19 protein-coding genes are annotated in these 25,165 nt (G+C 49.1%); 12 read left to right on the forward strand and 7 right to left on the reverse strand.

The genetic code is table 11. The features are described 5' to 3' along the window. Positions 1-133: 133 nt before the first annotated feature. Positions 134-1,660: a stalk domain-containing protein gene (locus AC3WRW_RS14590; RefSeq protein ID WP_492547037.1), complete on the reverse strand. Its 1,527-nt coding sequence runs from the start codon at positions 1,658-1,660 to the stop codon at positions 134-136. Positions 1,661-1,976: 316 nt separating this feature from the next. After that, positions 1,977-3,575, reverse strand: coding sequence for an extracellular solute-binding protein (locus AC3WRW_RS14595; protein ID WP_492547119.1), 1,599 nt, complete (start codon positions 3,573-3,575; stop codon positions 1,977-1,979). A 369-nt stretch (positions 3,576-3,944) separates the two neighbouring features. On the opposite strand from AC3WRW_RS14595, the gene AC3WRW_RS14600 reads away from it, so the two are divergent. From AC3WRW_RS14600 to AC3WRW_RS14650, 11 genes are all read left to right on the forward strand, one after another. Beyond that, a complete protein-coding gene (locus AC3WRW_RS14600) occupies positions 3,945-4,913 on the forward strand; it encodes an ABC transporter permease (protein WP_492547038.1) in 969 nt (322 codons plus the stop codon). 12 nt (positions 4,914-4,925) lie between these two features. Further along, on the forward strand, positions 4,926-5,804 hold the full coding sequence (locus AC3WRW_RS14605; protein ID WP_492547039.1) for a carbohydrate ABC transporter permease: 879 nt from the start codon (positions 4,926-4,928) through the stop codon (positions 5,802-5,804). Between the two features lie 72 nt (positions 5,805-5,876). Continuing rightward, a complete protein-coding gene (locus AC3WRW_RS14610) occupies positions 5,877-7,874 on the forward strand; it encodes a sensor histidine kinase (RefSeq protein ID WP_492547040.1) in 1,998 nt (665 codons plus the stop codon). Beyond that, a complete protein-coding gene (locus tag AC3WRW_RS14615) occupies positions 7,867-9,441 on the forward strand; it encodes a response regulator transcription factor (protein WP_492547041.1) in 1,575 nt (524 codons plus the stop codon). The genes AC3WRW_RS14610 and AC3WRW_RS14615 overlap by 8 nt, the downstream gene beginning before the upstream one ends. A 156-nt stretch (positions 9,442-9,597) precedes the next feature. Beyond that, the gene (locus AC3WRW_RS14620) at positions 9,598-10,239 is read left to right on the forward strand and encodes a ThuA domain-containing protein (RefSeq protein ID WP_492547042.1); all 642 of its coding nucleotides are present in this window, start codon (positions 9,598-9,600) and stop codon (positions 10,237-10,239) included. 31 nt (positions 10,240-10,270) lie between these two features. Next, positions 10,271-11,071 carry a sugar phosphate isomerase/epimerase family protein gene (locus tag AC3WRW_RS14625; RefSeq protein WP_492547043.1) on the forward strand — a complete coding sequence of 267 codons (801 nt, stop codon included), beginning with the start codon at positions 10,271-10,273 and terminating at the stop codon, positions 11,069-11,071. Beyond that, the gene (locus tag AC3WRW_RS14630; protein ID WP_492547044.1) at positions 11,068-12,054 is read left to right on the forward strand and encodes a zinc-binding dehydrogenase; all 987 of its coding nucleotides are present in this window, start codon (positions 11,068-11,070) and stop codon (positions 12,052-12,054) included. Before AC3WRW_RS14625 ends, AC3WRW_RS14630 begins: the two co-directional genes overlap by 4 nt. A 39-nt stretch (positions 12,055-12,093) precedes the next feature. Further along, on the forward strand, positions 12,094-12,528 hold the full coding sequence (locus AC3WRW_RS14635) for a VOC family protein (protein ID WP_492547045.1): 435 nt from the start codon (positions 12,094-12,096) through the stop codon (positions 12,526-12,528). Next, the gene (locus tag AC3WRW_RS14640; protein WP_492547046.1) at positions 12,528-13,487 is read left to right on the forward strand and encodes an ROK family protein; all 960 of its coding nucleotides are present in this window, start codon (positions 12,528-12,530) and stop codon (positions 13,485-13,487) included. The genes AC3WRW_RS14635 and AC3WRW_RS14640 overlap by 1 nt, the downstream gene beginning before the upstream one ends. A 16-nt stretch (positions 13,488-13,503) precedes the next feature. Next, a complete protein-coding gene (locus AC3WRW_RS14645; RefSeq protein WP_492547047.1) occupies positions 13,504-15,903 on the forward strand; it encodes a glycoside hydrolase family 9 protein in 2,400 nt (799 codons plus the stop codon). A gap of 68 nt (positions 15,904-15,971) precedes the next feature. Then, the gene (locus AC3WRW_RS14650) at positions 15,972-17,054 is read left to right on the forward strand and encodes an SIS domain-containing protein (RefSeq protein ID WP_492547048.1); all 1,083 of its coding nucleotides are present in this window, start codon (positions 15,972-15,974) and stop codon (positions 17,052-17,054) included. Between the two features lie 190 nt (positions 17,055-17,244). Here the strand turns inward: AC3WRW_RS14650 and AC3WRW_RS14655 are convergent, their stop codons facing one another. The 4 genes from AC3WRW_RS14655 to AC3WRW_RS14670 form a co-directional block, all read right to left on the reverse strand. Beyond that, on the reverse strand, positions 17,245-18,768 hold the full coding sequence (locus AC3WRW_RS14655; RefSeq protein ID WP_492547049.1) for a stalk domain-containing protein: 1,524 nt from the start codon (positions 18,766-18,768) through the stop codon (positions 17,245-17,247). Positions 18,769-18,921: 153 nt separating this feature from the next. Beyond that, the gene (cysW, locus tag AC3WRW_RS14660) at positions 18,922-19,794 is read right to left on the reverse strand and encodes a sulfate ABC transporter permease subunit CysW (RefSeq protein WP_492547050.1); all 873 of its coding nucleotides are present in this window, start codon (positions 19,792-19,794) and stop codon (positions 18,922-18,924) included. A gap of 33 nt (positions 19,795-19,827) precedes the next feature. Further along, positions 19,828-20,670: a sulfate ABC transporter permease subunit CysT gene (cysT, locus tag AC3WRW_RS14665; protein ID WP_492547051.1), complete on the reverse strand. Its 843-nt coding sequence runs from the start codon at positions 20,668-20,670 to the stop codon at positions 19,828-19,830. A 17-nt stretch (positions 20,671-20,687) separates the two neighbouring features. Further along, the gene (locus AC3WRW_RS14670) at positions 20,688-21,806 is read right to left on the reverse strand and encodes a sulfate ABC transporter substrate-binding protein (protein WP_492547052.1); all 1,119 of its coding nucleotides are present in this window, start codon (positions 21,804-21,806) and stop codon (positions 20,688-20,690) included. A gap of 316 nt (positions 21,807-22,122) precedes the next feature. On the opposite strand from AC3WRW_RS14670, the gene AC3WRW_RS14675 reads away from it, so the two are divergent. After that, entirely contained in the window at positions 22,123-24,264 is a 2,142-nt protein-coding gene (locus AC3WRW_RS14675) for a methyl-accepting chemotaxis protein (protein ID WP_492547053.1), read from the forward strand. Positions 24,265-24,462: 198 nt separating this feature from the next. Here AC3WRW_RS14675 and AC3WRW_RS14680 read toward each other — a convergent pair whose 3' ends face one another. Beyond that, a complete protein-coding gene (locus AC3WRW_RS14680; RefSeq protein ID WP_492547054.1) occupies positions 24,463-25,110 on the reverse strand; it encodes an SGNH/GDSL hydrolase family protein in 648 nt (215 codons plus the stop codon). Positions 25,111-25,165 lie beyond the last annotated feature (55 nt).

Genomic DNA, 25,165 nt, shown 5'->3' on the forward strand with positions numbered 1-25,165 from the left:
TTTTATTTACCACAGAAACAAGCATTGGAAACACATAGCGATGTACAGCGCACTCAAATGAAAGCGTTTTACTCGACATCCTGAGGTTTTCCAGTTATTTTCCTTCGCTGCCTTCAGCAGTGACTGTAGTACATTACTCTAGATTTAAAATCGCAGACCAGTTCTCTGCATCCCAATTGACCTTAGCTCCTAATGTGTCACTAATGAATCGAAGCGGTATATAAGTGAAGCCTGCATCTGAGATGAACGGAGCGACAGCTAATGTGACAGACCTGCTACCGTTAACAAGGGCTTCTTTGCTGCCGATTTTCAAATTGACTGAAGTATTTCCTTTTTCGATGGTAATCGGCTGTGTTTCATTCTGCCAAGTGATTTTCCCTCCTATGGCTTCAATAACGCCGCGTAGCGGGATGAATGTGTTCTCGTTAACAATCATCGCTTTCGGGTTGATATCCAGGTATGTACCGTTAAGTTTAATACCGATATTTTGGTTGTTATATATTTTCTGTGGTGTGGGTATTGGCTGAGCAGGTTCGGACTTAGTCGGCTGTCGTTGACCTTTGCTGCCATCTTTATTCGGTAATAATACAGGGATCGGCTTCTCAGAATAATCGTAGCCCCCGTTAATATTTCCCCATGACCAAAGTTTGCCGTCTCTCGTCAAGGCTAGCGCATATTCCTCACCTAATGCCACTGAGGCGACATTCTCAAGTCCATCAACTATTTTTGGTGTAAATGAATAGGTGACGGACGGATCGCCAATAGTAAGTCCGACTACCCAAACGGTTCCGTCTCTTTTAACAATTGCAGTCGTATATAATCCAGTACTAATGGATTGAACATCGGTTAAGCTTTCGATGAGGACGGGGTGATACGAATTGTGAATGGAAGCTGGAAGTCCAAGTGCACCATTTCCGTTATCCCCCCATCCCCAAACGGTCCCATCCTTCTTAATAGCAAAAGTATGTAGGGAATTACCAGACGATAATGCGGCGATATTGTCCAGTTCATTCATTTTATAAGCGTTGTAGTTTTGTAACGGAACTCCAGTGCTGCTGTACGGGACCCAATTCCATACCGTGCCATCCTCCTTAAGAATTAGCACTCCATCGTTGGCTATACCGATATCTTTAGCCTTTGTTATATTTTCAAGCTTTACGGGATCGCTTCTTTCAGGCTGAGTGATCCATACCCATACGGAGCCATCCTTATCAAGAGCTGCATCTATACTGTGAAGGACCGAGACTTTGGAGATATCAGAAAGCCCCTTAATTTGTTTCGGAGCTGGGAATTCCGATCTTCCATTATTGTCATCCGTAAAGATGTACTTTCTACCCCATTCCCATACAGTTCCGTCCTTCCTCAAAATCAGGTTTTTCGTATTCGGACCGGCGGTTACTGCAGTGAAATCCCCCAAGCCTTGCATAATCTTTGGTTCCCTAAGACCTTCTAGCGGTTCCCAATACCAAAGCGTTCCGTCTGAATTGTAAGCAATTCTGTGGCGGTCGTGCACGGTAATGGCAACAGGCGGAGCTTCAGCGGCCTCCGATTTATTCTCGAACGCCGCCTGGGCTTGTACTCCAATCCCAAGTGTTAAAACAGAGGCTAGTATCATAACCCGGTATGATTGCGCTGCCCGTAACGTTGTTTTTAATTTCATTTTCTTCTCTCCCCAGTAGGTACTAGTCAAAGAATTACTGCAAGAAGTTTATGCAATCCCTATTCTTTGAATATAACTAAAATTTTCCAATCTAAGGTTAGACGAAATTAAACCCAAATAGTTGCATTTACAGGAAAAATATTACTGAAAAAACTTCAGAGTCGGGCATTTACACAGACATTCAGTAGACATTAATAGTTAAGCAGCCATATTAATAGCATTTCTTGAATGAAATATAATAAGCCCGCCTTCAGTTCATCTTCAGTACATGTGTACTGAAAGTGAACCAACGGCAGGCTTATTTGTACATCTTTAACTACTGTATTCCCAACTGCTTTTTGTTCTTCTCATATTTAGCCTGTTGATAGGCGACTACTTTGTCGTAGCCGAGCTTTTCACGATCTTTAAGGAATTTGGCGAAGGTTTCTTCCATTTCCGCATCGCTTTTCGACAAGAGCATCTTCGGCAGCGTTTTGCCCCACAGCTGCTGCGCCTTTGTCGAGATGATGCCTTCCGGGGAGTTGCCTTGCGGCTGCAATTGCTTGAACTCCGAGAAGTTATGCACTTTGCTTGTACCCCTTGACCAGTTGTAGTTAGTCAAGTATGGCTCTGGGTCCTTTGGTGCCCATTTCAGCCACATATTCGTATCCATGACCATTGGGAATAAATATTTTGCCCCGTATTTGACGCCTTCTTTCGGATTGTTAAGATATTCCTCCATGAACTGATCTTTGCCGTCAATCGTATCGTAGGTAACGCCCTTCACACCCAGGCAGAGGTCGCGCTGCCCTTCGTCACTAGCCAAGTAGCTCAAGAATTGAATCGCTCTTTTCTTATCTTTCACATCTTTCGAGATGAGCGTCAGCGTCCAGCCGGAGACATCCGGACCAGGCAGCGTCGGTTCTGCCATTTTGGTGTTTGCCGGGCCATCGATAGCGATGTAGATTTTGTTCGGATCCTTCAAATAGACCTGGCGGTTCTGCGCCTCAATGTCTGCGACAGCATACAGCATGGCAAAGTAGCGGCCCTGCATCGTTTTCTCCTCTACCTGCGGACGCTTGTCGATGAATACATCCTTTGCAATGAGCCCAAGCTCATTGGCTTTACGGAATGTTTTCATCCAGCGCATATATTCCGGGTCGGTCGTGCGATCATACAGCTTGCCGTCTTTCTGATGAGGAATCGCCAGGAAGTTAGGCAGAATATCGTCGAACGTATAGTTGCCTTTTTCATTAAAATCATGAAAGTTGAGCGGAATAATCGGCTGTCCGTCTACATCCGGGAACTTCTCTTTGGCTGCAATGAGCGCATTCAAAAACCCTTCCGGAGTTCGCATATCCGGCTTGCCCAGCGCTTCATACATATCTTTGCGGACAATGAAGGTCTGCTTGGTCGCACGAGGCACCGGATTTTTCACATAATCCTGCGGGGTCTGTGAGTCACTTGGGTAGCCGTACAGGTTGCCGTCCGCTTCCTTAAACCAGTTGACTTTGCCCGGATCGAGATGGTTTATGAAATAGGGCTCATACTGTTCCGATAACTCATTAAGTGGCAGCACCAGCTTGCCGTCAACCATTTTCTTCACCGCATCATCCGTTACATTGAGTGTAATAAAGTCAGGCAGCTTGCCCGAAGCGATCATCGTCTGCATCTTCTCGTTCTCATTGCCGGCCGGAACGATTAAGTTGACGTTGACACCCGTTTTCTTTGTAATATTTTGCGTAGTCAGGTCATCTCCCCACTTGTGGGTGAACCACGAGAAGTTCATGTACCAGTCAAATGTGATCGGAGACGTATCCGACTGCCAGCTTGGTCCTTTCGGGTCCGGCTTGCCCGTTGCTGCTGAATTTACGGAGTCGGTTTTAGACACCGATGGTGTGTTGGATGACGAGCAAGCGCTTGTTATGGATACCATACCAACCAATGCAGCTATAGTGATGTTTTTATATATTTTTCTCAAAAGATGTGCTCCTCTCGTTATTGGCTGCTCCTAGAATGCTGTCCTCGGGAAATACAGCCGCAAATTGATAGTTAAGCGTTTTCACGAAATGCTGATACAGCTTGCGATTGTCGTGCAGAATGGCCTGTCAATAACCGGTGAACTAGGGTGGAACTGCGCTTGCAAGGCTGACATCAGAATACATTTGAATTTTACAAGATGTCAACATGACCAGAAATTTTGGTACCTTACACAAAATCTCGAACCTTATGTGCATGTCGCGAACTCATCTATACTAAATTTGCCGGGAGGAAGAGGGCACAAAACATTAGGAGGAGCACTCTTATGAGTTCACATGTCAGTGATCAACACCAATCAACAAGCAAGGCTGCTGGCCAGACCTGGGGTTCAGGGATCGTCACACGATTAAAGCGGCAGAAGCTGCTTCAAGTGATGGCGCTATCGGGGATAGCTTGGCTCATTATTTTTCACTACGTGCCGATGTACGGCATTATTATTGCTTTCAAAGAGTATGACATTATCTACTCAATCGGTGATGCGCCTTGGGTAGGATGGGAACATTTCAAGGCATTTTTCGAGGATGAAAACCTTGGATACGTGATCAAGAATACATTCGGCATGAGCTTGCTGAAGCTGTTGATCGGCTTTCCGCTTCCCATTTTGTTCGCTTTATGTTTGAACGAGCTGCGTTCGATCCGCTTCAAGAAAGCAGTCCAGACGATCTCTTATTTACCGCATTTCCTGTCATGGGTTATTCTTGGCGGAATTCTAACGACCTGGCTGGCTGACATTGGTATTGTCAACAAAATGCTGATGGCGCTCGGCGTTATTAAAGGGCCTATCAGTTACCTGGCAGAGCCGGGATACTTCTGGACGATTGTTGTGAGCTCGAACATTTGGAAGGAGCTTGGGTGGTCGGCTATCATCTATCTTGCCGCTATTACGGGTGTTTCGCCAGAGCTGTACGAGTCCGCTACCATTGACGGAGCCGGCCGTTTCCAGAAGATGTTTTATATCACGATGCCGATGATTAAGGGCACAATTACGATCTTATTTATTCTTGCTGTCAGCGGTATTCTAAACTCTAATTTCGATCAGATTTTCATTCTGAAAAATCAACTGAACGAATCGGCAAGCAATGTGATCGATACTTACGTATACCAGGTCGGGATCTCGCAAGGCCGCTATTCCTATGCCACAGCCGTTGGCCTGGTGAAGTCCGTTATTGCCTTCATCCTGCTGATCGGAGCCAATACCATTACGAAGAAAATTAACAATACGTCATTATTCTAGGAGGGTGAGAGGATGAATATACGACGCAACTCAGAGCGGCTGTTCGATTGGGCCAATTTCGGGATCATGCTGATCATCTGCTTTCTGACGATTTATCCCATTTGGTATGTGCTCATTAACTCCTTCAATGAAGGGACAGACGCGATGCGCGGTGGAATTTACTGGCTTCCCCGGGTATTCACTATCGAGAACTATACGACCGTTTTTTCCAATAACGGATTGATGACAGCCTTCGGCATTACGGTAGCCAAAACCTTGCTCGGTACCGCCCTGCACGTCTTCTTCACGGCCATGGTGGCCTATGCATTATCCCGCAGAGAGCTGATCGGCCGTAAAGCCTATCTCATGATTGGCACCATTACGATGTTTTTTAGCGGTGGATTGATTCCAACGTACTTGCTCCTTCGCGATCTGGGCTTGCTCGATACGTTTGCCGTTTATATTTTGCCGGCCATGTTCAGTTTCTTCGATCTCATTATCTTCATGACTTTCTTTCGGGAGATTCCGTACGGTCTTGAGGAAGCGGCCAAAATAGACGGAGCTAACGACTTCGGTATTTTCGTCAGAGTCATCATTCCGGTATCGATGCCGGTTGTAGCAACGATTGCTTTATTTCATGGCGTATACCAGTGGAACGATTATTTTGCCGGCGTTATTTATATTAATAACACGGATTTGCAGCCTATTCAGACTTATCTGTACCGAATCATTGCGTTGTCGGGCTCGAACCAGATTGCTTCCTCCGTCCCGAACGTTGTGGAGAAAACAGTTACTTCGCAGTCGGTCAAGCTGGCTACCATGGTCATTGCCACACTGCCGATCGTATTCGTATATCCATTCCTGCAAAAATATTTCGTCAAGGGTTTTATGATCGGCTCGATGAAAGAGTAGGGCTGTCCGAATCCGGCGCCCAATTTGACGATATTTCCAACAAGTTTCTGGAGGAGCGTGGCAAGCTGCGGTATGATAGAAAAAGCAAGAAGAGCGGCGATTCTCCGGGCAGCCGGGGGGCGCTGGTTTCTTGCTTACGTTGCTTTTGGGAGTGATCGCGCGGTGAGACAACAGCTGTTTGATAGATGGAACAGACTAATTAGGCATATGGACAACATGAAGCTGCAAACCAAGCTGGTTGGCGCGTATATTTTTATCATTCTCGTCCCGATTATCGTTTTCTCGATGTATTTGTTTAATGATTTCTATAAAAATACAGTCAAGGAAATGATGCGGTCCAATCAATATATAACGGATATGGAATACAACAACATTATGAACAACATCAACCTGATGGAGCGAACGGCGCAGCTCATGCTCTCGGATGGTCAAGTTAAGGATTATATGACTCTCAGTCAGGAGCTGGATACTTTATCGCTGATTGAGTTCTCCAATAATGTCGTTCCTAACTTGCAGCGTATCCAATTCAACAATCCCAATATTGCGCATATCCGCATGTATTCCAACAATCCTAATATAAAGGAAATGTGGCCCATCTTTCTGAATGAAAGCAGAGTGACAGACGAGCCCTGGTACAATAAAGTCATTCAGAATCAAGGGCTGGAGCTGTGGCAATTTGAGTCTGACGACAGAGACGTTTTGCGCAGGGCGGCGACCGTTGTTCAAGAGAAGAAGGCGAAAGTTTCGCTGCTTAGGGAAATTAATTACGACTATATCGGCAATGCCGGCATTGTCCAAATCGACATGTCTCTGGATGAGTTTCTGCCTAAAGTATTCAGCAGTGTACAGGACGAGCAGTCCCAGATGATGATGATGGACAGCGATTCGCGGGTTTATTATAACTCGGCGTTTCCGCTGCTGGCCAAGGTATCCATTAGCGAGCTGAGGCAGAAGCTGGAGCAGACCATTAGGAACAACCCGGATGCCTCTCATTTTGAAATCGCATTCAATGACGAACCGTATATTTGCATCTTCAAAAAATTAGACAGGCTCGATGCTTATCTCATCAACGTTGTTTCTTTGCAGGATTCGCTCCATAAAATCAGCATATCTCGAAATATGATCATTGTTGTAAGTGCCATGCTCATTCTCATATTGTCCGTTATTACGTATTTGACGAGCAGAATTTTATTCAAGCGGCTTCGCAAGCTGCAAAATTCGATGAAAAGTGTGCGGGGCGGCAACTTCCAAGTCAATATTGACGTTCATGGCGGCGGCGAGGTTGGCGAAATTGCCGCTCACTTCAAAATGCTGATGAAGAAAATCAATGGACTAATTGCAGATGCTGTCAATAAACAGGCGGCAGCGAAGGAAGCGGAGCTCAATGCGCTTAAGAATCAGATCGACTCCCATTTTCTGTACAACACGCTGGAAAATCTGAAGATGCTCGCGGAGGTAGAGGGGCAGTATGTCATCTCCGATTCCTTGACTTCACTGGGGGGAATGATGCGCTATAACCTTCAATGGACGAGCAACTATGTGCGGCTTAAGGATGAAATCAAGCATATTCGCAACTACATTGCCATTATGAATATTCGCTATGATGACCGGATTTCACTGCAGTTCGATGTACCGCCCGCTCATATGGAGCAGGAAATTCTCAAGATGTCCCTTCAACCGATTGTCGAAAATGCGGTCAAGCATGGTATGCAAACGACAGCAGACGGTGAGGAGCTGCCACTGGTACTTTCTATTAAAGTCAATGATTTGCAGGATGCTACGGTAATCGAAATTATTGATAACGGTCGCGGGATCAGCGCAGAGCGGCAGCAGCGGATTAATCAGATGATCCGGATGAACGATTTGGATTTCCGTCAGATGGATCGGGACAGCGGAGAAGAAACGTATAAAGGCAGCGGGATCGGGCTGCGCAACGTGAATCAGCGTGTCGAGATGAACTACGGGACCGGTTATGGTATTTATGTACAAAGCGTAGAAGGCACATATACGTCGGTCAGCATCAAGCTGCCAAAACTCATACTAGCAGGAGGTGTTAAGGGCCATGCGTAGTCTTCTAATTGTAGATGATGAAAAGAATATTCAAAACGGGCTCAAAGCCATCATCGAGCGGGAGTTTCCCGGGCAGTACGCCATTACGCTTGCCGCTAACGGCGCCGAAGCGCTGGGGATTATGGATCAGCGGCAAATCGATCTGATGATTACGGATATCCGCATGCCTGTTATGGATGGAATTGAATTGATCCATCGGACACAAGAGCTTGCTCAAAAGCCTGAAGTCATGATTTTGAGCGGCTATGACGATTTTCAGTATGCGAAGGAAGCGGTTCGCTGCGAGGTTCGCATGTATCTCCTGAAACCCATTGTCCGGGAGGAGTTGTTCGATAGCCTGAAGCAGTTGGAGAGCAGAATCGTCAAGAAAGAGGAGCAATCGCAGCGGTTCGAAGCCTATGTGCGGCAGTCGAAGGAGTATACAGAGGTGCAGCTCAATTATTTGTTTCTTCAGCCGGTACTCGGGAAGCGGGAGATTGAGCAGCAGCTGCAGTCGCAGTCGCTGGAGCTCTATGGGCTGCAGGAGGGATATCAGCTTGCCTTGCTGCGCTGGTCGGATGCAGACCTTGCGCGGCATGACCAGAAGCATCGGCTCGGTTATGTCGATGATCGGATAACGGAGATGGGGCAGGAGGCTTGTCAGCGCACCCTGCGGTTCTTCAATAAGAACAGTGAATTGATTGTATTGACGGGCAGCAGGGAGATGCTGCCGCATCTGACGCGTTGTATCTACGACAAGGGCAGCATGAGCGTGAAGATCGGTTTCAGCGGCTGGGCCACCGCGCTGGGAGATCTGCAGGAATGCTATCGGCAGGCAGACAAGGCGCTTAAATATACGATCTTCCACTCGTATCCGGCATTCGTAGCCTATGAGTCGATCGTGGATAAGCAGCAGGTCTATACACTGCCGATTCAATCCATCAAGAAGATGGCCAACATGCTTGGCACGGACCGCCATGAGGAGTTCAAGCAGCTTTGCAAAGAAGTGCTCGATCTGAACACTATCCTTCAATACGATATTTCCTATATGGAGGGAATTAGCCAGGCTTTTAATGAGCTTTTGTTCGATCATGTATTTAATGTATACGGTGAGGAGTCCGTCGAAATATTGAGGTTGTACAAGCGCGTAGTCCATATGCACAACTTTCAGGATTTCCATGACTACTTCCACCATGTAGAAAGTCTTCTCGACAAGCTGAATGCCTATGTGAGCACGATGAAGCTGATTCATAACGACTATCGCGATATGAAGAAGGCGATTCAATATATTCATGACAACTATAACAAAGACCTGAACATGGCCATGGTTTCCAACCATGTATCGCTTAACTATACATATTTCAGCCAGGCATTCAAGAGCTATACAAAGGAAAGCTTCGTGCATTATATAAAAAGGGTTCGGATTGACAAAGCCAAGGAGCTGCTGCTAAGCACCGATCTCAAGGTGATGGAAATCGGCGTGCAGATCGGATTTGAGAATGTGAAGCACTTCCACCGTGTCTTCCGGGAGCTGGAAGGCATATCGCCGAATGAATACCGCAAGGCTGGGTTTGTGTCCACTAAATAAATGGCCGGGGCAGGAAGGTTGGCAAAACTGCCGGCAGCAGTACCTGAAATTCTGGTACCTGATATAAAATCTGAAGCCTTAAACATGCCTAACCACTCCTTTATAATTTGGATGATGGAAGCTTAACACATCGAAATGGCGAGGAGTGCAGGTACAATGAAGAGCTTAGTCTATATTATACGTGATGATTATAACCATCCGAAGGAAGTCATTGATCCGGTTATGGCGAAGGTGTTTGATGAGGAACGGTGGGAGGTTGTCCTTACGGACCGGGCGAGAGATTTGATTGAGACTGAGGCATCGGTGGATCTGGCTATGTTCTTTACCAACGGGCGTCCTGCGGGGGAGACCAATATGACCCCGGATGAGCAGCGGCAGATTGTCCGGAAGGTGAAGGATGGTATGGGCATTATGTTCATCCATGCAGGACTTGTCTTAATCGAGCCGGATAGTCCGTTCTACGTGGAGCTGAATTCCGGCCGATTCGTCGAGCATTCTCCTCATCACGTGGAGGTGACGAATAACCCGGTGGCCAGCTTCAAGCATCCGATTACCGAGGGCGTCGAGGCGTTCACGGCTATGGATGAGCATTACTACTGTCAAGTGGACACGACGAGAACCGATGTCATTCTGTTCAGCACTTCCCAGCATGTTACGGCGGCAGGGGGATGGGCGCATAGGGTTGACGCAGGCAAAGTGGTGGCGCTGACTCCTGGACATAACCCGGAAGCGCTGGGCCATCCTCAAATGATTCAGCTCATGAAGAACGGTGCGGATTGGGCGGTTCAACAGAGCTAGAACAGAGAGGAGCGATGTGTCAGTGAGTTCGATGTCAATAGCATTAGGATTGTATTCGGTATACAAGGAGTTTCAGCGCGATCTGGAGTCGACGCTGCGCAGAGTCAAGGCAATCGGCTACGAAGGAGTGGAGTTCTACGGCCCGTTCATTCATGAGCCGGAGAAGATTAAAGGACTGCTCGAGGAAATCGGACTCGTAAATTGCGGCTGGCATACGGAATGGAAGCTGCTGCAGGCAGATACGATCGAAGCCACATTGGACTACCATACCCGGGCCGGAACGACCAATATAATCATCCCGGCTTTGGGCGGCCCTTGGCAAATTGGGCACAAACAGAGCGAGGATTGCGCGGATGTGTGGGTGCATCATGCAGGCCGCATCAATGAACTTGCGGAGCTGGCGGAAAAGCGGAATTTGCGCATCGGCTACCACACCCATGCGCATGAGTTTCATACGCATTATGGCGAGTCAACGCCGTGGTCGCTTCTTAGTGAACATACCCACTCCGGTATCATACTGGAGTTGGATACAGGCAATTGCATCGAAGCGGAGGCTGATCCAGCTGAAGTCATTGCAGATCATCCAGGGAGAGTGCAGCTTGTACATTGCAAGCCGTTCTCCCGTGAGCTTGGCCACGAGACATTCATTGGCAGCACGACGGATGACAATGATTGGCCGGCTATTCTTGCGGCATGTAGCCATTCAGGCACCGAATGGCTCATTGTCGAACATGAATCGGAGACGGGGTATCCCCAGTTTGATGGCGCAGAACGGTGTTATGCCGGACTGCTGGAGCAGCTTAAACTAACCCGGCGGGAGTTGTTATTGTGATACAGACAAATCAGGCGATTAGGTTCACAGGCAAGCAGCAAGCATCGCTTGTGCAGTGCGCTTGGGAGCCGTCGCCGCTTGCAGCCGATGAAATTATAGGGCGAACACTCGTATCGCTCATTTCGAACGGCTCGGAGATGGGCGCTTATAGGGACTATTCCGGAGGAATGAAATATCCGGTAGAGACTGGCTATGCCGCTATCCTCGAGGTGCTTGAGGTGGGCGAAGCGGTTACAAATGTGAGAGCAGGCGAGCATGTGCTTGCGCTGTCCCCGCATCAAGCATACAGCCGGGTCAAATTCAGTGATTACATTCCTGTTCCGGCGGGAATGAAGCCTGAGCATGCTGTGATCGGCCGATTCCCGGCTGTCTCGATGACTTCGATGATTCATTCCCGAATCCGCCCGACAGAATCGGTGATGGTAACGGGGCTTGGCGTAGTGGGCCTCATGTGCGCGCAAGTGATGCAGCATTGCGGTTATGAGGTCTATGCCTTCGATCCGAATGAGGGCCGCCGAGCAACGGCCCGCTCTTGCGGATTGCGTCATGTATACGCTTCACCGGATGAGGTGCCGGGGCTGAAAGGAACGGCTGGATTGGCACTAGATTGCTCCGGCAGGGAAGAGGCGGTGTATGCCTTAGTTGCCAACCTGCGCAAGGGTGGGGAGCTGTATTTGATCGGCGTCCCTTGGTACCGTTCGACGGACAAGTTCGCGCATGAGCTGCTGCGCAGCATTTTTTACGGATTTATACAGGTTAATTCCGGGTTCGAGTGGTCGCTTCCGCGACATTCTTCAGAGTTCCATCCTAACAGCAGTCATGGCAGCATGAGGAAAGCGATGGAATGGATTCGCGACGGGCTGATCCAGGTAGAAAACATTTATGATATCTATGCGCCAAGCGCATGCGGAGAAGTGTATGCGGGGGTTGCTGACGGCACATTGAAGAAAACCTGCGTGATTTTTGATTGGAGTCTGGTTTAATACCGCCTTGCGGCCAGCAGCTCATCACATTTCCGGGAAGTGAGTGAGACGATGTATACGACGACTAAAAAGAAGGGCATCCATCATGTTTGCCTGAAGACACGGGATATCGAAGGTACGGTTAAGTTTTATATGGAAGGTCTCAGCGCACGCTTTGTCGTGGAATGGGGCAAGGATGGCGCCGAGGATCATGCGGTGCTGGTGGATTTGGGCGATGGCGATTTCCTGGAAATCTACGAGACGAAGAAGGAATTTGTCGACGGGATGTGGGAGCATCTAGCGGTTCGCACGATGGATATTGAGGAATCGGTGCGCAGGGCCGTAGCGGCTGGGGCCAAGCCTCTCGGCGTTCCGCGCCATAGTCGTATTCCGACCCGATCGGGCGAAATTGTCGGATTGAGCTTCGCCTATGTCCGTGCGCCGGGCGGCGAGCTCGTTGAGTTCATTCAGGATGACCAAACGGAGGAACGATGATGGAAAAGTCTGTACTGGCTGTTGATTTGGGCGGAACCAAAATCTTGATCGGGGAGGTTTCGCTAGGCGGCGAGGTGCTTGGCAGCAAGGTTTATGCATCGACAGTCGTGTCGCAAGCGCAAGCATTCGAGACGATAGCGGCAAGCCTGAGGGATTATATCGAGCATGTGGGACTGTTCAGGGAAGTGGCGGCGATCGGTATCGGCGTCGTAGGACGGGTTAATACGAGAGAGGGCATCTGGTTTGAAATTGATCCTTCCCGAAGCCAGCCGATTGAGCTTGCCCGGAAGATTGGCGAGATGTTCGCGATGCCGTGCACAATCGGCAATGATGTCTACTGTGCAGCGCTCGCGGAGCAGAGATGGGGCTGCGGCACCTATTCGGACAACTTTATTTATATGAATATTGGAACGGGGATTGCCGCTCGGTGTGTAGTAAACGGCGAACCCATTATCGGCCGGCATTTCAACGCAGGTGAGGTTGGGCATCATGTAGCGGATTACGACAGCAACATTCCATGCATTTGCGGCAGGAAGGGCTGTGTGGAGCTGCTGGCTTCCGGGCTCGGAATGCATAACCGAATCGTTGCGCTGAAGCCGAACTATCCCGATTCGGCCATTGTTATCCCGAACGAGGGCCGCGTGGGCGTTGAAGAGATTTTTGCAGGCTACGATCATGGCGACCCGCTCTGTACAGAGGTTGTGGATACTGCGCTGCAGGCTGTAGCCGAAACGATCATGAATATGGTCCGCTTCTCCGATCCGGACACCATTGTACTCGGCGGCGGCGTTGTCAGCGGAAGCTGGTTTATCGACAAGCTGCAATCCCGGCTGCAGGGGAAGACGATGCGTTTTGTGATTAACGGCGTGAAGAAGACGGTTATCGACGAGGCGGTTATCGGATTGAAAGGCGCTGCGTGGCTGGCTATTCGAACGATATCCAAGCCGGAAGCTTATTAAGGGGGACTACGGAATCATGGGATCGAAAATTGCACGTGAGCTTGCACTGTCAAATCTAATTCACAGGCCGCTGAAGGTGGACGAGAGTGCGTCATTGGAAGCGGACAGCTTGAAAAAGGAAGTATTGGACAGGATGGTCATTCTCGATCAGGCCGTGGGCGGTGAGCGGTGGACGCATCGTGGACTCGGGGCGTCAAGCGTGCTGGAAGGCGGCCTGCTGCAGCTGACTTCTCCTTTTGATATGGATGCATGGCCTGAGGGCTCGCCCAGTGACGGGGATTACAGCACTTACGGGCATGTAGGCATCTATCGGACGTTCGATCATGCGAATTGGGAGAACTTCAACCGGATTTCCTTTGAAATTTACCCGGACTGCAGCGGGATGTCAAACCCACATATCAAAGTAGGCATAAAAAATGACGGTACGATTAAAATTCCCGATATTTATCACCGTGAAGGCTCCAATGTCATCAATTTAAAAAACGGCCAGTGGAATGCATGCTCGATGGAAATCCCGGATTTGCCGCGGGACGGCATTACCGAGCTTGAATTTTGCTATGATATGTACGGCAAAGACCGGGCGACCGGCGATACCATGACATATCGCATTCGCAACGTCATCTTGGAAAAGGTAGCCTACCCGAACATTTCGAAAGGGTGGCAGCCAAGAAGCAAGGATATTATTTTCTCCCATAACGGCTACAGTATGGAGCAACCTAAAACGATGATTTTGGCGAAGCAGCAGGCATCGTCTTTCACCGTTATCGAACTTGGGACGGGAGAGGAGAAGTTCACCGGTCCTGTTAACCATGTAAGCACCTCGATCGGCAGCTTTACCGTTGTGGACTTTTCTGCGTTTAAGGAGAAAGGAACGTATATCGTCCGGGTCGGCGAGCTGCTGACGAGACCCTTTGAGATTGGCAGCGCTGCGGACCGATGGGAAGATTCGATCTGGAAATCGATCAACTTCATCTATTGTGAGCGCTGCGGCTGTCCGGTGCACGGCATTCACGGCAGCTGCCATGAGGACATTCTCGCCCGGCATAACGGCGGCACGATTATTTTCAATGGCGGATGGCATGATGCAGGCGATGTATCCCAGCAGCTGGTGCAGACGGCAGAAGTGGCATGCGCCCTGTACGAGATGGCTCATCAGGTGAAGAGTCACAACTATCCGCTGTACCTGCGTCTTGTCGAAGAGGGAGAATGGGGAGTGGATTTCATTCTGAAGACCCGATTCGGCGACGGCTACCGGGCTACAAGCGCAGGTATCCGCATCTGGTCGGACGGCATCATGGGCAATATGGACGACATGACTGCCCGCGTGCACAACAACCCGTATGAAAACTTTATCCTCTCCGGCATTGAAGCGCAGATTGCTATATTCATGGAGGATGGAGATCTGCTGAAGGATAAATTGACAGCCTGTGCGATCCAGGATTTCCAATATGCACTTGAGCAATTTGAGCTCAGAGGCTTTGCGCCGAAGCCTATTTTCTGGGAGCACACCTATATGAGCTCAGAAAGCTTGTTTATGGCGACAGCGTCATGGTCGGCATCGCTCCAATACCAGCTGACGGGCGAGGCTGCTTATGCCATTAAAGCTGTCGAATATTTGGACTATGTCATCGATTCGCAAGAGCTTGCCGGCATTCAAACCGATGACGGCCAGACCGTAGCGGGCTTCTTCTACCGGACGCCGGAGAAGAAGGTCATTCAGCATTTCAACCACCAGGCCAGAGAGCACATATATTTGCAGGCTTTCAACGAAATTCTGAAGACGCAGTCTGAGCATGACAAGCATGGCAGCTGGATGGAATCCGTCCGAAGCTACGGGGAGTATATCAAGTTTCTGACTGCCTTTACAGCTCCGTATCCCATGATTTCAAGCGGCATCTACCATGTCGATGAGAATCAGGATCGTGAAAGCTTCGATCTCCAGCATTTGCTGGTCGGGGAGGAAGCGGCCGCTTTGTATACGGAGCAATTGAGGCAGGGTGTTCGTCTGAACGACCACTATTACTTGAAGCGGTTTCCGGTCTGGTTCTCATTCAAGGGCAATACGGCGATCGTCCTTTCAACAGGCAAAGCTGCCTCCTTGGCAGGGATGCTGCTGGACGATCCGGAGTTGATCTCGATTGCCGAGAGCCAGCTGCAGTGGATAGTCGGCAAAAATCCGTTCGGTCAATCGCTGATGTACGGTGAAGGCTATAACTTCGCCCAGCAGTACAGCGTGCTTAGCGGTGAAATTATAGGTGAAATTCCCGTAGGCGTACAAACCTTCGAGAACGAGGATGTTCCGTACTGGCCGCAAATGAATGGTGCTACCTATAAGGAAGTATGGGTCGGTCTTGCGGGTAAATGGCTGTCGCTGCTTTCCGACTTGTACGCTCATGACAAGCAGGGCGAGGCTTGAGCATACAATAAATAATGCGGTATTCTACGCCGGCAGCGCTATCTGCCCATCAGGGAGGAAGATAATCGATGAAACCGACAATGATGACCTATATTGAAGAAGAGCAAGCGGTAACGGAGGGCATTCTCGCGAACTACCCGGGCAATGTGGATGCCTTCGCGCTGGCAGTGAGCAATAAGGCGGAATGGCTTATTCTGGCGACCGGATCAAGCATCAATGCCGCGCTAAGCGCCAAATATTATATCGAGAAAGTGGCGGATGTGCGGATTGACATCAAAGAACCGTTCAATTTCATGCATTACGATAAAATCAGTCCGCACTGCGATCTCGTCATCGGCATTTCGCAAAGCGGCCAGAGCACTTCGACGATCGGGGCACTGAATCGGATTCGCCAGCAAACAGGCCTCACAACGGTCGCGTTCACGAGCGATGTGACGACAGCCATTTCCGAAGCGGCAGAACTGACGCTGGATATCGGCTGCGGCAAGGAAAGAGTCGGGTACGTGACCAAAGGGTTTATTGCTACAGTGCTGACGCTGATGCTCGCCGGTTTAAAGACGGCAGTGGCGAAAAAAACGCTGACGGAACAGGAGGAGCGGGCCCATCTGGATAAATTCCGTGCAGCGGCAGCCGCGATACCGCAAACGATCGCAACAACAGAGGTGTTCTTCGAGCAGCACAAGGAAAATTTGGCGAGCGCGCCCAGATTCTCGGCGGTGGGTTACGGGCCAACCTTCGGAACGGTGAAGGAGTTTGAAACGAAATTTTCAGAAACGGTTCGCATGCCGTCGCAGGGGATCGATCTGGAAGCCTTCATGCATGGACCGTATCTGGAGGTCAATCCGGAGCACCGTATTTTCTTCGTTGAAACGGAAAGTCCGGTCAAGGACCGGATGGAGCTGCTGAGTGCATACGAGAGCCGGATTACGAACTACACCTACACCGTTACCTTGGGAAAAGCCGAGAATGACCGTACGATTGGTCTGGAGGTGGAACTGGATGAGTTCATGGCTCCGTTCATCCTGATTATTCCGTTCCAGATCTTGGCCCATCATATTGCGGGAGCAAGAGGAATCGATTTGACCCAGCGGATTTATACAGATTTCGGGGTCGCTATGAAGAGCAAGACACAGCCGGGGGACTACGCGTAAGAGCGGAATGGCCGGTGAGTTTGTATGAGAGGCTATCTCCAGTCATTTTTATGACTTGTGGGGTAGTCTTTTGTGTTGTTATGCTTCTGCGGTCAAAATAAGGGGGAAATTCAGACTGCCGAGACTTTCTCGACAGCCTGAGCGTTTCTAGTTATTTTCCTTCGCTGCCTTCAGCAGTGACTGTAGTACATTACTCTACATTTAAAATCGCAGACCAGTTTTCTGCATCCCAATTGACCTTAGCTCCCAATGTGTCACTAATGAATCGAAGCGGTACATAGGCGTAACCTGCATCTGAGATGAACGGAGCGACAGTTAATGTGACAGGCCTGCTACCGTTAACAAGGGCTTCTTTGCTGCCGATTTTCAGATTTACTGAAGTATTTCCTTTTTCGATGGCAATCGACTGTGTTTCATTTTGCCAAGTGATTTTCCCTCCTATGGCTTCAATAACGCCGCGTAGCGGGATGAATGTGTTTTCGTCAACAATTATCGCTTTAGGGTTGATATCCAGGTATGTACCGTTAAGCTTAATACCGATATTTTGGTTGTTATATGTTTTCTGTGGTGCGGGTGTTGGCTGAGCAGGCTCGGGCTTAGTCGGCTGTCGTTGACCTTTGCTGCCATCTTTATTCGGTAATAATACAGGGATCGGCTTCTCAGAGTAATCGTAGCCCCCGTTAATATTTCCCCATGACCATAGTTTGCCGTCTCTCGTCAAGGCTAGCGCATATTCCTGACCTAATGCCACTGAGGCGACATTCTCAAGTCCATCAACTATTCTTGGTATCGATGAATAGGTCATGGAAGGATCTCCAATATTAAGTCCGACTACCCAAACGGTTCCATCCCTTTTAACAATTGCAGTGGTATACGATTCAGTACTAATGGATTGAACATCGGTTAAGCTTTCGATGAGAACGGGATGATACGAACTATGAATGGAAGATGGGAGTCCAAGTTCTCCATCCCCGTTATTCCCCCATCCCCAAACGGTTCCATCCTTTTTAATAGCAAAAGTATGCAGGGAACTACCAGAAGATAATGCGGCGATATTGTCCAGTTCATTAATTTTATAAGCGTTGTAGCTTTGTAATGGAACTCCAGATCTGCTATACGGGACCCAATTCCATACCGTGCCATCCTCCTTAAGAATTAGCACCCCATCGTTGGCTATACCAATATCTTTAGCCTTTGTTATATTTTCAAGCTTTACAGGATCGCTTCTTTCAGGAGAAGTGATCCATACCCATACGGAGCCATCCTTATCAAGAGCTGCATCTACACTGTGAAGGACCGAAACTTTGGAGATACCAGAAAGCTCCTTAATTTGTTTCGGAGCCGGAAATTCTGATCTTCCATCCTTACCATCCGTTTGGATGTACATTCTGCCCCATTCCCATACAGTCCCGTCCTTCCTCAAAATCAGGTTATTCGTATTCGGACCGGCGGTTACTGCAGTAAAATCCCCCAAGCCTTGCATAATTTTTGGTTCAAGACCTGCTTTCGGTTCCCAGTACCAAAGCGTTCCGTCTGAATTGTAAGCAATGCTGTGGTTGTCGTGCACGGTAATGGCAACAGGCGGAGCTTCAGCGGCCTGCGATTTATTCTCGAACGCCGCCTGGGCTTGTACGCCAAGCCCAAGCGTTAAAACAGAGGCTAGTATTATAACCCGGTATGATTGCGCCGCCCGTATCGTTGTTTTTAATTTCATGGTTTTCTCTCCCCTGCAGGTACTAAGCAAAGAATCACAGCAAGAAGATTATGCAATTCCTTCCTCTAAATGCACCTAAAATTTTCCAATCAAAGGTTAGACGGAGATAAATCCAAAAAGTTTCATTTATAGGAAAAAATTGTTTCTCCCCCGTTATGTCTCCGATTGCCTCTGTTTCCACTCAAGGAACGATTTGGCCAGCAGCGTGATCAGCGCAAGTCCGACCAATAAGGTTGAAAAAGCAAACGACGCCGCATATTTGTATTCCTGATACAAAATCTGAATGTGCAGCGGAATCGTGTTCGTTTCCCCGCGGATATGCCCGGATACGACCGACACCGCACCGAATTCGCCCATTGCCCGCGCGTTGCACAGGATGATGCCGTAAAGCAATCCCCATTTGATACCCGGCAGCGTCACTTTCCAGAAAATGAACCAGCCTTTAGCGCCAAGCGTCACTGCTGCTTCCTCCTCCTGCACCCCCTGTGTCTGCATGACGGGAATCAGCTCCCTCGCAACGAACGGGAAGGTGACTAGGGCAGTTGCCAGTACGATGCCCGGCAGGGCGAAAATAATTCGTATATCATGGGCGTTCAGCCAAGGACCGAACCAGCCTTTGGCCCCGAATAGCAGCACAAAAACGAGGCCCGCAATAACGGGTGAAATAGCAAAGGGCAGATCGATCAGCGTGATCAGCACGTTCTTGCCCTTGAATTTGAATTTAGTGATGGCCCATGCGGCACACACGCCAAAAATAATATTCATGGGCACGGCAATCGCCGCCGTTTTGAGCGTTAAGATAATGGCGTGTCTCGCCGCTTCGTCAGTGAAGGCAGAGAGGTAGACTTCGAGGCCTTTTTTAAATGCCTGCACAAAAACAGTAATTAACGGAAGTATCAGCAGAAGCGACATGTACAGCAGCGCTATGACAATTAGCGTCCACTTCACCCAAGGGGCTTCGGTCACATGCTTCGGCCGTTCGGCCGTACGACGGCCTGCTTTCATATTCGTTACAATTCCAGCCATGTTGCGGTTCCTCCCCTTTGCTTAGGGTCCCGATCAATTCGAGATGACTTTGCGATTCGCGTACCACTGCACGAAGTTAATGAGCAACAGCAGCAGGAACGAAACGACCAGCATAACGACGGCTATGGCCGTAGCGCCCGTGTAATCGTATTGTTCGAGCTTAGTCATGATGAGCAGCGGCGTAATCTCCGTGACCATCGGTATGTTGCCGGCGATGAATACGACGGAGCCGTACTCGCCGATCGCTCGGGCAAACGCCAAGGCAAACCCGGTCAAGAGGGCCGGCAGCAGTTCCGGCCAGATCACCTTCCGGAACGTGAGCAGCCGTCCGGCTCCGAGAGTCGCTGCGGCCTCCTCCGTGTCAGCCCCGAGTTCTTCAATGACAGGCTGCATCGTCCGCACGACGAATGGCAGCCCGATAAATGTTAATGAGATGATGATGCCTAGCGGCGTGAACGCAATTTTGAGGCCATACGGCTCGAGGAGGGAGCCGATCCAGCCTTTAGTTGAGTACAGACTGGTTAAAGCTATGCCTGCCACGGCTGTAGGAAGCGCGAATGGCATATCGACCATTGCGTCCAGAATCCTTTTTCCCGGAAAACGGTATCGCACTAGGACCCAGGCTACGATGAAGCCGAAGATGGCGTTGATCAAGGCCCCGATGAGCGAGGAGCTGAATGTCAATTTATACGAGGCGACCACCTGCGGGTCGGTGATGATTTCCCAGAAACGATTCCATGGCATCGTCGCCGTTTTCAAAATGAGCGCAGATAGCGGGATTAGCACGACGAGGCTCAAGTACAGCAGGGTAAAGCCCATGGTGACGCCGAATCCGGGGAGTATGCTTTTAACTTTCCAACCTGTGACTGTTCGCATTATAAGGTTAGCCCCTTTTATTTGGCTGCCGGTTTGTAAATCTGGTCGAAGACTCCCCCGTCATTAAAATGAACGGTTTGAACTTTCCCCCAACCGCCGTATGGCTCGTCATTGATCGTCACCAGCTTAAGTTTCGGGAATTTTGACTCATATTTCTTCACAATTGCCTCAGATGTCGGACGGTAGAAGTTTTCCGCTGCAATCGTCTGGCCCTCATCGCTGTACAAATAGTCGAGATACGCTTTGGCAACTTCCTGCGTGCCTTTGCTATCCGCAACTTTATCTACGATAGCGACTGGCGGCTCAGCAAGGACGGAGATGGACGGATAGATGATTTCATATTTGTTCGGTTCGGATTTAACGGATAACAAGGCTTCGTTCTCCCAAGCGATCAGCACGTCGCCAATCCCCTGCTCAACAAAGGTTGTCGTTGAATCGCGGGCTCCAGTGCCCAGTACTTTGACGTTCTTGTACAGACTGCCGATAAACACTTTGGTTTGCGCTTCATCATTGCCTTTGCTCAGCGAGTACGCCCAAGCTGCAATGTAGTTCCAGCGCGCGCCGCCCGATGTTTTGGGATTCGGCGTAATGACGTCGATGCCCGGTTTGACCAAATCATCCCAGTCTTTGATGCCTTTCGGATTGCCCTTGCGCACGAGAAGCACAATCGTTGATGTGTAAGGTGCGCTGTTGTTTTTGAATTCCTTCTGCCAGGCCGGCTGGATTAGGCCTTCCTTCTCCAAGGGATCGATATCTCCGGACAACGCCAATGTAACCACGTCGGCTTTGATACCGTCGATGACGGACCGCGCCTGCTTGCCGGAACCGCCATGAGACTGCTTGATTGTCACTTTGTTGCCGGTCTTCTCCTCATACTGCTTAGCGAACGCTTTGTTGTACGCTTCATATAGCTCCCTCGTCGGGTCATACGATACGTTGAGCAGCTCGTAGGATTTGCCTCCTGCCGGTTTGGCGCTGGCCGCTGCTGCAGCTGCTGTTGTAGCTGCTGCCGTGGCAGCCGGCTGTATCGATGTCTCCTTGCCTCCGCACGCTACCGTGGCTGCAGCAAGTGCAGACAGCACGAGCCATAACGATGTTCGTGTTAAAAGCGGCTTCCAAGCGAATGTGTTCCCCATAAATAATGACCCCTCTCTTTGTTGCTCAAATTTTTGGTGAAACGAATTCCAATATAATTCCTATGAGTTTACTTGGATTATGTTGGAATCAATCTAACACCGAAGGAAACATCTGTCAATAAAAATTTTCGAGGGTGTTTTTAGTCGGGGAATGAGGGGGGAAGGTTGGCCGGACTCTTCTGATTCCCAATCGTTGACATGGTAAAATCTTCATGCTAAAATCCAAAACACAGTAAACTTATCGGAAAAATTTTATTTATTCGATATCGAAAAGAAGGGGAACCGAATCAATACGTGAAGGAGATGGTTGATTGCTATGGAACGATTTATTTTTCTCTTACGATGGTGGCGGTCCTTCCGGTCGTTCGGCTTAAAACCAGGGATTTTATTGTTAAATCGTCTTTCGTTCGTGGGTAAGTTTGCGTTGATCGGCATTGTGGTGCTCGTGCCACTGCTCGTGTTAACCGGCCGATCTGTTGTGGACTCCCGCGCTTCGCTATCTGCTGTTCGGAAGCAGATTGATGGTTTGGCCGCCGTTCGTACAGTAGGCGATCTTATGCGTACGCTGGAGCAGCATCGGACGCTTTCGGAAAGTGCTCGTACGAATCCGTCAGATGTCGAGCGCCTCCAAGCTGTAGAAACTAAAGCGGATATTGCGGTTGCAACTCTTGCATTCTACATGGGGAAAGAAGGTGGGGATCCATCACTGCAGGAAACATGGCGTGATTTCGTCAGCAGATGGAATCAATTAAAAGCACAAGGGACAGAACTAAAACGCATAGAAAGCTCTGAAGCTCATACGGTACTGTTAAGCCGGTTATCGAGACTAATCGATAGGCTTGGCGTGGAGTCGGGACTTCTTTTGGATTCTCAAGCCCAATTTTTTCAAATAAAGGATGAGACCATTCGGCAATTTCCCAAGCTTTTGCTCCATCTCAACAATTTTCAGGTGGAAATGCTGACGGCAGTTACGCAATCGACAATCGGTGTTAACGATAAGAATAAGATTGCAGCGGAAGCGGAAGCGGTCCATACGGAATGGGAGGCTATTTATCAAGCTTCCTCGGACCCCGATCAAGCAGCCGCACATCATGGGGTGAAGGAGGGAGACGCGAAAACGCATGAAGCCGTGAATCGTATGCTGGATGATGTTCAGTCAAAAGTTGTATGGCCACTCAAAGTTTCACTGAATGTGCAGGATTGGCAGCAGTTGTCGGGGGATGTGGCAGATCGCTTATACGAACAATGGGGCGGACGGATCGATTGGATTGATCGAAGTCTGCATGAGCGTGTTGCGAGCGGGAACAAGATGACATTTTTGATTCAACTGATTTGTATCGCAGCGGTATTGGCGTCTATCTATTTATTTTTGGCGCTTTATCGTTCGATCACTCGTGTTGTTTTTGACATGGAAAAAGCTGCGGTACGACTGGCCGAAGGCGATTTGACGGCGCGTTTTCAAATCGGAACAAAGGATGAGTTTCGAGTCATTGCGAAAAGCTTTAACCATGTTTGCGAATCGTTCCAATCGGTTTTGCTTGAAGTAAGCCAATCCTCTAATCAATTGGCTGCTTCTTCGGAGCAGTTATCGGCAAGCGCAGGACAAAGTTCCAAGGTCACTGAACATATTGCGGGTATGACCGAACAGATGGCGGACGGGGCCAGTGAGCAGGCCTACAAGGTAGAGGAAAGCGTCCAAACCATTCAAGAAGTATCGGCAAAAATTCAGCAAATTGCAGTGAGTGCACAATCAGTAGCGGAAACTACAACAACAGCCTCTGAGAAATCGTCGGAAGGCGGACGCGCTATTCAGACCGCTATAGGACAGATGAGCTCTATTAGCAGCTCTGTGAATGGACTCGCGCAAGTGATTACCCAACTAGCAGTTACTTCCCAAGAGATTAGTCGAATCACTGAAGCAATTACGCAAATATCGCAGCAAACTAATTTAATCTCTCTTAACGCTGCAATCGAGGCGGCTAGGGCAGGCGAGCACGGACGCGGATTTGCTGTAGTAGCCAATGAAGTGAAAAAACTGGCCGGACAATCTTCCCAATCGACAGAAAAAATTGCGAGTCTGATTCATGTCATTCTGGGTGAGATCGATAAGGTTCAGGAATCCATGCAATCGGCAACCGAAGAAGTCATTTTGGGAATGGAAGTCGTGCATACGGCAGGAAGCTTATTTGCTGAGATTGAACACTTTGTCGATGAGGTTAATAGTCAAGTGCGAGAGGTTTCAGCAGCAACTCAGCAAATTTCCGCCGGAACAACGCAAGCTGTGCATGCCATTGAAGGAATCGCCAGTGTGGCTCAAGCAACTGCATCCCGAACTCAGCATGTATCCGCTGCGGCAGAAGAACAGCTGGTTTCTATGGAAGAAATTTCATCCTCCTCTTCAGCCCTTTCACACATGGCAGAGGAATTGCAAGTATTAGTGGATAAATTCAAGCTGTAATTAGGTTTGGAACAAGGGATTTCTTGAAGGTAACAGCTCGCTTATAGACAAGCATGCGTCCCGAATAGTTAAATGTCAAAGAGGCTAAGCGCCGGTTTGTAGGTGCTTAGCCTCTTTGCTATTAGCGCTGATATCTCTTTGAATTTGCTGCCAACTCGCTCCCGCGAATTTGGAGGAATCGTTTCCTACAGGTCCAAGCTACTTACGAGAAACAAGATAAGGAGCCAATCCCGCTGCAATAACTTGATGCCCCCTATCATTGGGATGGATGGGCAGAGATCCGCTCAAGGCATCCTCAATTTTTCCATTTCGATATCCATAGATCAGATTCGCCTGTTTGCCTTCGAACCAGGTATGAACGGGCGCAATTCCGACCTCGTAACTTTGGGCGATCTCTCTTGTTATACGATTAAGTTGGTCCACGGATTCAGCGGCTAGAGAACTGTTAGGGAATGGGTTGTACTGCGTACAGAAGACGATGCGGGCGTGGCAGCCCTTTTTGATATGAGATACGATGGCGCTTAGATGGCGTCTATAGTATCCTGCCATTTGTTTTGCCGCCGCTAAAGGCTGCTGATTTCGAAGTGAGATCAATGCTGCATTTGCTAAATCCACACCTCCGATCCAGATAGTAACAACATTGGCAGGCCTAATAACGGAGGCTCCCCGCCATATCACGGAATCCAGGAGATCATGGCTGGTCCAACCCGGCCGAGCCATTACATAACAAGTTGCCTTATGGGAGCTTGAATTCAATGCAGACACGGCCAACTGGGGATAAGCATTGGCAAAGGAGGAGGCATTTTCCCCGAATGTGATGGAATCTCCAAGAGCTGTATAGATCATAACACGATCACGAACCCCTCTCTTAATTACTCCTGCATTTCATGAAACACATCTT

This window comes from Paenibacillus sp. FW126-R14 (genome assembly GCF_058789495.1).